The organism is Devosia sp. XGJD_8 (assembly GCF_046614475.1).
In the GTDB taxonomy this organism is placed as follows: Bacteria; Pseudomonadota; Alphaproteobacteria; order Rhizobiales; family Devosiaceae; genus Devosia.
Window position 1 is genome coordinate 1945889 of the sequence record NZ_JBKJHF010000001.1, and the last position, 12541, is coordinate 1958429.

Genomic DNA, 12541 nt, shown 5'->3' on the forward strand with positions numbered 1-12541 from the left:
ATGGCCGACGCCAAGCAGATCGAAGACAAGAGCAAAGCGCCCGAGGATGAACTCGCCGGCAGCGAAGCGCCACTGCTCGAACACCTGGTCGAGCTGCGCAAGCGCCTGATCTATTCGGCGGTCACCATCGTCGTGCTCATGGCCTTCTGCTTCATCTTTGCCAGCACGATCTATGATTGGCTGTTGATCCCCTACAAGCGCTCGGTCCCCGGCGCGAACTTGATCTTTACGGCGCCGCAGGAGCTGTTCTTCACCTACCTGAACGTGGCGCTGTTCGGCGCCATCTTCCTCGGCTTCCCAATGATCGCCGCCCAGATCTACATGTTTGTGGCGCCTGGCCTCTACAAGCACGAGCGCAAGGCCTTCGTGCCCTATCTCGTCGCGACCCCGATCTTCTTCGTGGCAGGTGCCGCCCTGGTCTATTTCGTCGTCCTGCCGATGGCGCTGAGCTTTTTCGCCAGCATGCAGACGGTCGACATCGAGATGCTGACCAGCGTCAGCGAATATCTTGGCCTGGCCATGCTGCTCATCCTGGCCTTCGGCATCTGTTTCCAGCTCCCCGTCATCCTGACGCTGCTGGCCCAGATCGACCTTGTGCATGTCGACCTGCTCAAGAAGGGGCGCCGTTACGCCATTGTCGGCATCCTGATCTTTGCCGCCTTCATCACACCGCCCGACCCGATCTCCCAGATCGGCCTGGCCCTGCCCATGTACCTGCTCTACGAACTCTCGATCATTTCCGTGCGGATGATCGAAAAGCGCCGCGCAGCCGCCTTGGCCGCGCAGGAAGCCGAGCTCGCCCGCTCATCATCCGAATAGACTGACAAGCAGACCTCATGGTGAGCTTGTCGAGCCACGAGGTCGTGCTGCAGTGCCACGCGTCGTCCTTCGACAGGCTCAGGATGAGGCTGCCGGGTGAGCGCAACGGGCCTCGATTCCGGTCTTCGCCGGCATGACCCGGTGGGTTTGGGATTGCGGCGTTCCGCCATCGACCTTAGACAAGCTAGCGCAATCAACCAGAGGCGGGCAGCGACCCGTAGCAACCGATGTTCGATATCAAGTGGATCAGAGCCAACGCCGAAGCCTTCGATGCCGCCGTTTCGCGGCGCAAGGGCGTCTCCGTTCGCTCCGCCGATCTGCTTGCCATCGATGACCGTCGGCGCGAGATCATTGCCAAGCTCAACGACGCCCAGGAAAAGCGCAATGCGCTGTCCAAGCAGATCGGCCAGGCCAAGGCGCAGAAAGACGAAGCCAGGGCCGCCGAGCTGATGGCCGAAGTCGCCCGCCTCAAGGAATCCATCCCGCAGGGCGAAGCCGACGAGCGTGCCATCGAGCTCGAGCTGCGCAATGCCCTCTCGGTCATTCCAAACCTGGTGTTCGAAGACGTGCCCGACGGCGCCGACGAGAGCGGCAATGTCGAGTATTTCGGCCCCAATGGCTCGGCTGCCACCGCCGCCAAGGCCCGCGCGCCCAAGCCCAGCTTCTCGTTCGCTCCGAAGGAGCATTACGAGATCGATGTTGCCGCGCGTGGCGACATGGACTTCGAGATCGCCGCCAAACTCTCCGGCAGCCGCTTCGTTGTGCTGAAAGGGCAGGTGGCCCGCCTCGAACGCGCGCTGGGCCAGTTCATGCTGGACCTGCACACCAATGAAAACGGCTATACCGAGGTCCAGCCGCCGCTGCTGGTGAAGGACGATGCCCTGTTCGGCACCAACCAGCTGCCAAAGTTCGAGGAAGACCTGTTCTTCACGCCGCATGGCGAAGGCCGGCTGGCCCTCATCCCCACGGCCGAGGTTCCGCTCACCAACTTCGTGCGGGAATCGATCCTGTCGGAGGAAGAGCTTCCGCTCCGCCTGACCGCCCTCACCCCATGCTTCCGTTCCGAGGCCGGCTCGGCCGGTCGCGACACCCGCGGCATGCTGCGCCAGCATCAGTTCAACAAGGTCGAGATGGTGTCCATCACCACGCCCGAGACCTCGGTGGACGAGCATGAGCGCATGCTGGCCTGCGCCGAGACCGTGCTGCAGCGCCTGGGCCTGCATTACCGCGTCATGAACCTCTGCACCGGCGATATCGGCTTCGGCGCCAAGAAGACCTATGACCTCGAAGTCTGGCTTCCCGGCCAGGATACCTATCGCGAGATTTCCTCGGTCTCGGTCTGCGGCGATTTCCAGGCCCGCCGCATGGATGCGCGCTATCGCCCATCCGGTGAGAAACAGGCGCCCCGCTTCGTGCACACCCTGAATGGGTCCGGCACTGCTGTCGGCCGCTGCCTGATCGCCGTGATGGAAAACTACCAGCAGGAAGACGGCTCCGTCCTCGTGCCCGAGGTGCTGCAGCCCTATATGGGCGGCCTCAAGTCGATCGGTGGTCGTTGATGGGCCTGCGCATCCTCATCACCAATGACGATGGTGTGGATGCGCCTGGCATCGCCATCATGGCCGACATTGCCAGCGCGCTGAGCGACGACGTCTGGATCGTCGCGCCCGATGGCAACCAGTCGGGGGCAGGGCACCGCTTCACCCTGGGCCGCGAACTGCAGTTCGAGCGGCACAGCGAGCGCACCTTTGCCGTAGTCGGCGGTTCCCCCGCCGACTGCGTCGTCGCCGGCATGACCCACCTGTTGGGCGACCGGCCCGCCGATGTGGTGCTGTCCGGCGTGAATGCCGGGCAGAATCTGGGCGATATCATCAACTGTTCGGGCACGGCTGCCGGCGCCCGCGAAGGTGCGCTGCAGGGCGCCATCGGCATCGCCATGAGCCAGGGTATCAACTACGAGCATGGCCGCGACGTGAACTGGTCCAATTCCGTCCGGCATGGTGTCGCCGTTGCACGCGCCATCATTGCGGCCGCCCAGGGGCGCGAGCACTATTACAACGTCAATTTTCCCTTTTGCGACCCCGATACAACCAAGGGCATAGCCGTGGTGCCGCACCAGCGTTTCTCGCGCTCGCCCTTCCGCTATTATCCCAGCGACAATGCCGGCAAGTTCTTCATCGCCATCCCCGATACGCCCAAGCCGCTCGACCGGGGGGCCGATTTCGAGGTCATGCGTCAGGATGGCTATGTGACCGTCACCCCCATGCTGCTGCAACAGACCGACACCATGGTGGTCGAGCGCCTGCGCGGTACCCTGCTGCTCTGAGATAGGTCTAGACCCGTCCTGCGCTGGCCCGCCGGCGGGGAGAATTATGGGCCCTCCGTGTCTTAACCTTACTCAACCCGGAATCTGCCCCTGACGATTTTGCTCAAATCGCATCGGCTTTAAACTCGTCTTTACCTTACCGGCCTAGTCTCAAATTTGTGTTGAGTACCTGCGTACGAGTATAGCTGATGAGTATCCGCCTATCCCGTCGGGCGCCCAAAGGTGCCATTGCGATGGTTGGCCTGGTCGCCACCGCCGTAGCACTGTCTGGGTGTTCCAGTCTCGGTAGCCGGACGTTCGGCGATCCGACGACCACTGGCTCGCTCCCCCAGAGTGCTCCCCAAAGCTACAGCCAGCCCATGCCCTCCAGCCTCGGCGCGCCGCAGGCCATGACGGCAGAGAGCCAGTTCCTGCCTCCCGCCAATGTTGGTGGCAGCTGGAACAGCCAGCCCACAGCCCAGCCTGCCTGGAACCCGTCGGTCCAGGCCGGATATACCGCGCCAATGGCGCCGGTTGGCACGGCCAGTGCCGCTCCTTCCGTCCAGTCCCAAGACCTTCCAGTACTGCGTAACCCGTCTTCCCAGGGATCCCTGCCCGCCATGCAAGCCCAGCCCTCAATCGCTTCGGCCCCGATGCCGTCTCCCGCCGTTCTCGGCAGCCTGCCCACCAACAGCTCGGTGCCATCGCTCGCTTCGGCGACGCCGGCCGCCTCGGGTGCCGCCACGAGCGGCTTCACCCACACCATCGCCAGCGGCGAGTCGCTCTATACGATCGCCCGCCGCTATGAAGTCACCACCCAGGCTCTCGTGCAGGCCAACAATCTCTCCTCGCCCGACAAGATCGTCGTCGGCCAGAAGGTGATCATTCCTGGTCGCGCCGACCTGCTCGCCACCAAGGCGCCGGCTGCCACCCAGGTCGCCAGCACTACGCCAATGGCCGCGCCCGCTCCGGCGCAGCAGACCCTTGCCGCCGCACCCAATACGCTCCAGGCCGCCACCACGCCTGCCGCCGCAGCACCTGCAGCCACCGCCGCTCCGGCCCAGCCTGCGCCGGTCCAGGTGGCCAGCGTGCCAGCCGCCGAGCCCGCAATGTCGGGTAGCGACAAGTTCCGCTGGCCCGCCAGCGGCCGCGTCCTGGTCGATTTTGCCTCGTCCAAGGGCACCGGCATCAATATCGAGGTGCCCGAAGGCTCCGCAGTCAAGGCAGCCGAGAACGGCACGGTGATCTATGTCGGCTCGGGCGTTGAAGGTTATGGCAACCTCGTGCTCATCCGCCATCCCAATGGCTACGTCTCGGCCTATGCCCACCTGCAGTCGATGAACGTCGCCAAGGGCGCCGTGGTCGGCCGCGGCGACACGATCGGCGCCGCCGGCATGACCGGCTCGGTGACCAAGCCGCAGCTGCATTTCGAACTCCGCAAGGGTGCTACCCCGGTTGATCCGCTGCCGCTGCTGGCAAGTTGATCCAGCCCCTCGCAAATCCAAAAAAAGACCCCCGCGAAAGCGGGGGTTTTGCTTTCTACAGCGGCTTGCCCATCTCGCCAGCCAGCGTCCGCACCAGCTGGATGGCCACACGGCCCGAACGGGCCCCGCGTGTCGCCGACCATTCAATGGCCCGCGCCCTGAGGGTCTCGTCGTCCAGGTCCAGCCCGTAATGGTCGGCATAGGCGCGAACCATGGTGAGAAAGGTCGGCTGGTCGCAATTGTGAAAGCCCAGCCACAGCCCGAAGCGATCTGACAGCGACACCTTCTCTTCTACGGCCTCGCCGGGATTGATTGCGGTCGAGCGTTCGTTCTCGATCATGTCGCGCGGCATCAGATGGCGCCGGTTGGACGTGGCGTAGAACAGGACATTTTCCGGCCGGCCCTCAAGCCCGCCGTCGAGAATGGTCTTGAGCGACTTGTAACTGGTCTCGCCATTGTCGAAGCTGAGATCGTCGCAGAACACGATGAAGCGAGCGTCTTCTCCGCCGATCCGCCGCATCAGGGCAGGGAGGGTCTCCAGATCCTCCCGCGCGATCTCGATCAGCACCAGCCGGTGGAAGCCCTCATCCCGCCGGGCAATGATGTCGCCATGGATTGCCTTGACCAGCGAACTCTTGCCCATGCCGCGCGCGCCCCATAGCAGCGCATTATTGGCGCCATGGCCGCGGGCGAACTGCTCCGTATTGCGCAGCAGGATGTCCTGCACGGCATCGATTCCCTTGAGCATGCTCAGTGCCACGCGGCTTACCTTGGGCACCGCCATCAATTGCCCGGCATCGCCGTCCCAGTGATAGGCGTCCGCCGTGCCCAGCCCCCCGTCGGCGTCCGCGCCAGAGGGCGCCAGGGCGTCGAGCGAACGGGCAATCTGCCCCAGTGAGGCGGCGATTTCGGCGAGGTAGTCTTTGCTCTTCAAGGTGGTTCGTCCTCATGCTCGGCGCGGCAAATTGCAGCCCCGGAATGCCTTTGCAATCGCTAGGGGCCAAATGTATAGTCCGCCCGATTTTGTCCGGGCTGCAAGTGCAACGAGCCCCATATGCGTCCAGTAGCGTCGCAACGTTGATGCTGGTCTCTGGCGCCGCCCTCCACAAGCCAAGAAGAAACGATAGGAGCCTCGCCTTATGTTTGTAACGCCCGCTTATGCCCAGGCAGCCGGTGCCGCCCCCGCAGGTGGCATGACCGACATCTTCATCCAGCTGATGCCGATCCTTCTGCTGGTGGTGATCTTCTGGTTCCTCATCTTCCGCCCGCAGCAGAAGCGCCTGAAGGCCCAGCAGGCCATGCTGGCTGCCATCCGTCGCGGTGACACGGTCGTGACCACCGGCGGCATCGTCGGCAAGGTGACCAAGGCTGTCGATGGCGAAGATCTCGAGGTCGAGATCGCCACGGGCGTCAAGGTGAAGCTGGTGCGCGGCATGGTGGCGGATGTGCGCTCCAAGGCAGAGCCGGTGAACGACAACAAGCCTGCTTGATTGCAGCGCTCCGCATGCTGCCGGCGCCCATGGGCGCCGGTTCTTGTTTTCAGGATACCCTAAATGAAGTTCTCGCCCCTTCGCACCACGCTCGTCCTTCTCGTGACCCTGTTCGGCCTGCTGTTTGCCTCGCCGAATTTTCTGCCGAAGGATTTTGTGGATAGTCTCCCCGATTGGCTGCCCAAGCAGACCATGGTGCTGGGGCTCGATCTGCAGGGTGGTTCCCACCTGCTGCTCGAGGTGGACCGCGAAGGCATTGTGACCGAGCGCCTGCGCGACCTGCGTCGCGATGCGCGCAATGTCCTGGCCAGCGACAACGGCATTGGCAACCTGATCACCACCGATGAGGCCAGTGCCTCCATTGCCATCGAACTCACCGACCCGGCGCAGAAGGCCGCGGCACAGACCGCTATCGAGACGCTGCAGAATACACTCAGCGACTCTCTCTTCGCCGGCATTGGCGTCAACGAGCTTTCGTTCGGTGAAGCCGCCGACGGCAAGCTGACCATCACCCTGACGGAAGATGGCATCTCCCAGCGCATGAGTTCGCTGGTGGCACAGTCCATCGAGGTCATCCGCAGCCGTATCGATGAGCTGGGCACAACCGAGCCCACCATCCAGCGCCAGGGCGACACACGCGTTCTGGTGCAGGTGCCGGGCTTTGAGGATTCCGACCGGCTCAAGGCCATCATTTCGCAGACGGCGCGCCTGACCTTCCACATGGTCTATCCCGGCATGACCGCCACGCAGGCCGAGGCCCAGGGCCTGCCGGCCGGCACCATGATCGTCCCCAGCCAGGATGGCGGTTCGGAACTGCTCTATGAAGACGTCGCCATTGGCGGCGAGTCGCTGGTCGATGCGCAGCCCAGCTACGACCAGCAGCGTGCCATGCCCGTCGTGAGCTTCCGCTTCGACACCCGCGGCGCCATCACTTTCGGCCAGATCACGGCCGCCAATGTCGGCCAGCGCTTCGCCATCGTGCTCGACAACCAGGTCATCACGGCGCCGGTCATCCAGCAGCCGATCACCGGTGGCTCGGGTCAGATCAGCGGCAGCTTCACCACCGCCAGCGCCAACGACCTGGCCGTGCTGCTGCGCGCCGGCGCGCTGCCGGCCACGCTCGACATCGTCGAAGAGCGTTCCGTCGGCCCCAGCCTGGGCGCGGACAGCGTTCGCGGCGGTGTTACGGCCGGCGTCATCGGCGGCATCAGCACCGTCCTCTTCATGCTCATTGCCTATGGCACCTTCGGTGTCTTCGCCAATATCGCCCTCATTCTCAATGTCGGCATGGTCATCGGCACGCTGTCATTGCTGGGCGCCACGCTGACCCTGCCGGGCATTGCCGGCATCGTGCTGACCATGGGCATGGCGGTGGACGCCAACGTGCTGATCTTCGAGCGTATCCGCGAGGAGAAAGCCGCCGGGCGGTCCAACATCCAGTCCATCCAGTCCGGCTTCAGCAACGCCATGAGCGCCATCCTGGATTCGAACGTCACCACCTTCATCGCGGCGGTCGTGCTGTTCTTCCTGGGCTCAGGCCCGGTACAGGGCTTCGCGGTCACGCTGGCCATCGGTATCATCACCACGCTGTTCACGGCCTATTTCGTCACCCTGATGATCGTCACCCGCTGGTACGACTGGGTCCGCCCCAAGACGCTCAAGGTGCAGCTCATGCGGCTGGTGCCGGACGACACCACCATTCCCTTCATGAGCTGGCGCAAGATCGCGATCGTGGCCTCGATCGTACTGTCGCTCGCATCCATCGGCTGGTTCGGTATCCACGGCCTCAATCTGGGCATCGACTTCAAGGGCGGCACCTCGATCGAGGTCCAGCATCAGGGTGGCCCGGCCGATACGGGTCTGATCCGTAGCGCGCTGAGTGAACTCAATCTGGGCGACGTCCAGGTCCAGGGCTTCGGCACGCCCGAAGACGTGCTGATCCGCATCGAGCTGCAGGAGGGCGGCCCGGAGGCGCAGCAGGCCGCCGTCGAACAGGTGCGTGAAGCCCTGGCCGCCGAAAACTACGAGATCCGCCGCACCGAGGCCGTCAGCGGCACCGTGTCGTCCGAACTCGCCTGGTCGAGCACCATCGGTCTGAGCCTGGCCATCCTCGCCATCCTCATCTACCTGTGGTTCCGCTTCGAATGGCAGTTTGCCGTCGGCGCGGTCGTCTCGACCCTGCACGACGTCATCATGACGCTCGGATTCTTCGCGGTCACCGGCATAGAGTTCAACCAGTCCAGTATCGCGGCCATCCTCACCATTGTGGGCTACTCGCTCAACGATACCGTGGTGGTCTATGACCGCGTCCGCGAATTCATGGGCAAATACCGCAAGGTGCCGGTTGTCGATCTGCTTAACCGCGCCATCAACTCCACGCTCTCGCGCACGGTTCTGACCGGGCCGACCACGCTGCTGGCGCTTCTGGCCCTGGCGGTATTCGGTGGTGAGATCATCCAGAGCTTCGTGCTGTCGATGATCTTCGGCGTGCTGATTGGCACCTATTCGTCGATCTTCATCGCCGCGCCGATCCTGGTCAATCTCGGCCTCAAGGAGCGCGGCGACCAGAAGGCGACTCCTACCGGTTCGGTTGACAGCCCGGCAGTGTGACCGGTGAGTGATCTCGGCAGCGACGGGCACTATCCGGAGCAGGCAGGCATCGATGCCTATGGCAATGGCGGCTTCCGCTTTGCCGGCATGTCCCATCGCGGCTCCCTGCTGTGCCTGCCGACCGGCATGTTTGCCTGGCCGGTCACCGTGCCCGCAGAGATCACGATGGAATCACTAGCGCCGGTTTTTGCCGTTGCCGATGACATCGATGTGCTGCTGATCGGCGTGGGTCCCGACATCGCCGCCATCCCGCGCGAATTGCGCGAGGCGCTGCGGGAACGGCGCGTCATTGTCGAGGCCATCAATACCGGCAGCGCCATCCGCACCTACAATGTCCTGCTGGCCGAGGAGCGCGCAGTGGCCGCAGCGCTGATCGCCGTCGACAAGGTGCGCTAGATGGCCGAGGCCAGCTTCGCCCATGCCGCCGAGGCGCTGCGTCAGGGGGACCGCGACCGCTATTTGTCGACCTTGGTCCTGACCGGCGCGCACCGTGATGCCGTCATCGCGCTCTATGCCTTCAATGCTGATGTGGCCTCGATTCGCGAACGCGTCTCCGATCCGGCGCCGGGCGAAATCCGCCTGCAATGGTGGAGCGATGCGCTTGAGGGGGAAGGCCATGGCGCGGTGCGGCAGAACCCCGTCGCTGACGCTTTGCTCGACACCATGGCGCGCTACGAGATCCCCGCTGGCACCTTGCTGCGCCTGATCGGCGCGCGGCGCTTTGACCTCTACGACGATCCCATGCCCGACCTTGAGAGCTTTGAGGGCTATGCCGGCGAGACGGTCTCAACGCTCTATCAGCTGGCGGCCATGATCCTGAACGATGGCGAGACCATCGAAACCGGTGATGCTGCCGGCCATCTCGGCGTCGCCCATGCCATGATCGGCCATTTGCGTGCCTTCGGCCACGTTTCGGCCCAGGGACGCATCATGCTCCCGTGGTCGGTTTTCCAGGCCAATGGCGTGCGCGAGGGCGAGATCTTTGCCGGCACCGAGAGCGAGGGCCTGTCGGAGGCCCTGGGCCAGATAGCCGACATGGCCGCTGAGCACCTGGCCAAGGCCGAACGGGCCATCGCCGCCTTGCCCGGCCGCCTCAAGCCGGCCTTTGCCAGTGTTGCCCTTGTGAAGGCCCAGCTCGCCGCCCTGAATCGCCGGCAGTCCAGCCTCTTTGCCCCGGTGCCCGACGATGCCGACTGGCGCAAGATTGCCCGGCTCGCCTGGTGGACGTGGCGCAACCGCTAGAGGCGATCCTTGCCGAAGGCGACAAACTCGCCCCGGAACCGGCCAGCCGTCTGCCCCTCACAAGTCAGCTCGGCCTGGAGCGCGATCCGTGCCCGGCCCCGGCGCGCCAGCATGCGAACAAAGCCATCCCAGTCCGCCCCCGGGTCCAGCACCGCCGAGGCGATGAAATCGGCGGCCATCGGCGCCAGATAGTCCATGCTGCTGCTCTGGATCACCACGCGGCTGGGCAGGCCTGCTGCCGTCAGCCGCAGATGCAGCAGCGACCAGGCGGCCAGCGTCGCCACCGCCGCGGCGCTGCCGCCAAACACCGTGTCCCGGTGGTTGATATTGGGCGCCAGCGGCGCGCCAAGCACGATCCGGTCATCGGCCACCGAAACCACATGCACCACCATGGCCCGCGACAGCGGAATATGGTCATGCAGGTAGGTTTCGAGTTCCGCTGCGGTCATGCCCAGGCCTGCAGATCCTCCAGCGCCCGCGACGTGATCGCCTTGCGCTTGGCTATGGTCTTGTCATTGCCCCGCCAGCGGCCAGCGCCCTCCGGCTTGACGATGGTGACAGGCGGAAACAGGCCGAAATTGACATTCATCGGCTGGAAGCTGCGTGCTCCGCTATAGCTTTCGGATTCAATGTGGCCGCCGGTGATATGGGCCACCAGCGCGCCCAGCGCCGTGGTGTTCGGTGGCGTCGCCATTGTCTCCCCGCGCGCCTCCGCTGCTGCGAGACGCCCGGTGATCAGGCCGACCGCGGCACTCTCCACATAGCCCTCGACGCCCGTCACTTGGCCGGCAAAGCGAATCCGGGGATCAGCCTTGAGTTTAAGGTCCGGCCCCAACACCTTCGGCGAATTGAGGAAGGTATTGCGATGCAACCCGCCCAGCCGGGCGAACTGCGCATTCTCCAATCCCGGGATCATGCGGAAGATATCGGCCTGGATGCCATAGCGCATCTTGGTCTGGAAGCCGACCATGTTCCACAGCGTGCCCAGGGCATTGTCCTGCCGCAGCTGCACGATGGCATAGCACTTGACCGTCGGGTTGCGCGGGTTGGTGAGGCCCACCGGCTTCATCGGCCCGTGGCGCAGGGTTTCGACGCCCCGCTCGGCCATCACCTCGATGGGCAGGCAGCCGTCGAAATAGGGGACCTTTTCCCAGTCCTTGAACTCGTGCAGCGGCGCCACCTTGAGCGCCTCCACAAAGGCCAGGTACTGTTCCTTATCCATTGGGCAGTTGAGATAGTCGGCGCCCGTGCCGCCCGGGCCTGCCTTGTCATAGCGCGACTGCGCCCAGACAATGTCCATGTTGATGCTGTCTTTGTGGACGATCGGCGCGATGGCGTCGAAAAAGGCCAGCGCATCCTCGCCGGTCTTGACCAGGATGGCATCGGCCAGGGCAGGGGAGGTCAACGGCCCGCTGGCAATGATCACATTGCGCCAGTCTTCCGGCGGCCAGCCGGCGATTTCCTCGCGGATCACCGTAATCTTGGGATGGTTGTGGATCGCGCGGGTCACTGCGTCGGAAAAGCCGTGCCGATCCACCGCGAGCGCGCCGCCAGCCGGCAGCTTGTGCTCGTCGGCTGCACGCATGATCAGCGAATTGCGGCGCCGCATTTCCTCATGCAGCAGGCCGACGGCATTCTGCTCGTGGTCGTCGGAGCGAAAGCTGTTGGAGCAGACCAACTCGGCAAAGCTGTCGGTGCTGTGCGCGTCGGTGCCGCGCACGCCGCGCATTTCATGCACGATGACGGTGGCGCCGGCTTCCGCCGCCTGCCATGCGGCTTCCGAGCCGGCGAGGCCGCCGCCGATGATGTGAATAGGTTCTGATGTGGACATGGCGGGCAGATAGCAAGCGCCGCCCCGCGGTGCAACCAGTCTTGCAGTCCGGCGGCCGGCCGTTAGCATGGCGGCCGGGATTGGGGACATGTCGTTGAGTCGAAATCTGACGCTATGGGGCCGTGCCAGTTCTGCCAATGTGCAGAAAACGCTCTGGGCCCTGGAAGAACTTGGCCTGCCTTATGAGCACCGTCAGGTGGGCGGCTCCTATGGCGGTCTCGATGATCCGGCCTATCGCGCACTGAATCCAAATGGCCTGGTCCCGACCTTGCAGGATGGCGATTTGACGGTGTGGGAAAGCCACGCCACCCTGCGCTACCTGGCGGCAACTTACGGGCAAGAAACCCTTTGGCGCGACGATCCCCGCCAGCGGGCCATTGTCGATCAGTGGGCAGACTGGACCGCCACCACTTTCCAACCCGCCTGGATATCGGTGTTCTGGCTCCTTGTGCGCACGCCTCCCGAGCAGCGGGATGCCAAGGCCATCGCCGCCGCCCATGCCCGGACGGTCGCGGCGCTGCGGCTGCTGGACGCCAATCTGGCTGAACGGGATTTTCTGGCGGGGGATGCGCTGAGCTATGCCGATATCGCAGCCGGCGTGGCGCTTTATCGCTGGTTCACCATGGAGATCGACCGGCCGGCAATGCCAGGAGTCGAGAACTGGTACTTGCGGCTGCAGCAGCGCGAAGCGTTCCGCAAGGTGGTCATGGTCAGTTATGCCGAGCTGGTCGGCAAACTAGCCTTCTGATTGGCAGGGGGC

At 64.3% G+C, this 12541-nt stretch carries 12 protein-coding genes; 9 read left to right on the forward strand and 3 right to left on the reverse strand.

The genetic code is table 11. The features are described from left to right. The 4 genes from tatC (at position 1) to ACLI1C_RS09140 (ending at position 4608) form a co-directional block, all read left to right on the forward strand. Entirely contained in the window at positions 1-819 is an 819-nt protein-coding gene (gene tatC / locus ACLI1C_RS09125; protein WP_411396548.1) for a twin-arginine translocase subunit TatC, read from the forward strand. Between the two features lie 227 nt (positions 820-1046). Continuing rightward, positions 1047-2378, forward strand: coding sequence for a serine--tRNA ligase (gene serS, locus ACLI1C_RS09130; RefSeq protein WP_411396549.1), 1332 nt, complete (start codon positions 1047-1049; stop codon positions 2376-2378). Next, a complete protein-coding gene (gene surE, locus ACLI1C_RS09135) occupies positions 2378-3145 on the forward strand; it encodes a 5'/3'-nucleotidase SurE (RefSeq protein WP_411396550.1) in 768 nt (255 codons plus the stop codon). Before serS ends, surE begins: the two co-directional genes overlap by 1 nt. Positions 3146-3504: 359 nt before the next feature. Beyond that, on the forward strand, positions 3505-4608 hold the full coding sequence (locus ACLI1C_RS09140) for a peptidoglycan DD-metalloendopeptidase family protein (protein WP_411396551.1): 1104 nt from the start codon (positions 3505-3507) through the stop codon (positions 4606-4608). A gap of 55 nt (positions 4609-4663) precedes the next feature. On the opposite strand, the gene ACLI1C_RS09145 is transcribed toward ACLI1C_RS09140, so the two are convergent. Further along, positions 4664-5542: an ATP-binding protein gene (locus ACLI1C_RS09145; protein ID WP_411396552.1), complete on the reverse strand. Its 879-nt coding sequence runs from the start codon at positions 5540-5542 to the stop codon at positions 4664-4666. A gap of 205 nt (positions 5543-5747) precedes the next feature. Between ACLI1C_RS09145 and yajC the strand changes: the two genes are divergently transcribed. The 4 genes from yajC (at position 5748) to ACLI1C_RS09165 (ending at position 9950) form a co-directional block, all read left to right on the forward strand. Then, positions 5748-6098, forward strand: a complete 351-nt coding sequence (yajC, locus tag ACLI1C_RS09150; protein ID WP_411396553.1) for a preprotein translocase subunit YajC — start codon at positions 5748-5750, stop codon at positions 6096-6098. 63 nt (positions 6099-6161) lie between these two features. Next, positions 6162-8708 carry a protein translocase subunit SecD gene (gene secD / locus ACLI1C_RS09155; protein ID WP_411396554.1) on the forward strand — a complete coding sequence of 849 codons (2547 nt, stop codon included), beginning with the start codon at positions 6162-6164 and terminating at the stop codon, positions 8706-8708. A gap of 3 nt (positions 8709-8711) precedes the next feature. Beyond that, positions 8712-9104, forward strand: coding sequence for an Mth938-like domain-containing protein (locus tag ACLI1C_RS09160; RefSeq protein ID WP_411396555.1), 393 nt, complete (start codon positions 8712-8714; stop codon positions 9102-9104). After that, positions 9105-9950 carry a phytoene/squalene synthase family protein gene (locus ACLI1C_RS09165; RefSeq protein WP_411396556.1) on the forward strand — a complete coding sequence of 282 codons (846 nt, stop codon included), beginning with the start codon at positions 9105-9107 and terminating at the stop codon, positions 9948-9950. Here ACLI1C_RS09165 and ACLI1C_RS09170 read toward each other — a convergent pair. Both ACLI1C_RS09170 and trmFO read right to left on the reverse strand, forming a co-directional pair. Continuing rightward, positions 9947-10399 carry a YiiD C-terminal domain-containing protein gene (locus tag ACLI1C_RS09170; RefSeq protein ID WP_411396557.1) on the reverse strand — a complete coding sequence of 151 codons (453 nt, stop codon included), beginning with the start codon at positions 10397-10399 and terminating at the stop codon, positions 9947-9949. The genes ACLI1C_RS09165 and ACLI1C_RS09170 overlap by 4 nt on opposite strands. Continuing rightward, positions 10396-11781 (reverse strand): methylenetetrahydrofolate--tRNA-(uracil(54)-C(5))-methyltransferase (FADH(2)-oxidizing) TrmFO, encoded by a 1386-nt coding sequence (gene trmFO / locus ACLI1C_RS09175; protein ID WP_411396558.1) that lies wholly within the window; start codon positions 11779-11781, stop codon positions 10396-10398. Before trmFO ends, ACLI1C_RS09170 begins: the two co-directional genes overlap by 4 nt. A gap of 88 nt (positions 11782-11869) precedes the next feature. On the opposite strand from trmFO, the gene ACLI1C_RS09180 reads away from it, so the two are divergent. Next, positions 11870-12529, forward strand: coding sequence for a glutathione S-transferase family protein (locus tag ACLI1C_RS09180; protein WP_411396559.1), 660 nt, complete (start codon positions 11870-11872; stop codon positions 12527-12529). The last annotated feature ends 12 nt before the right edge of the window (positions 12530-12541 follow it).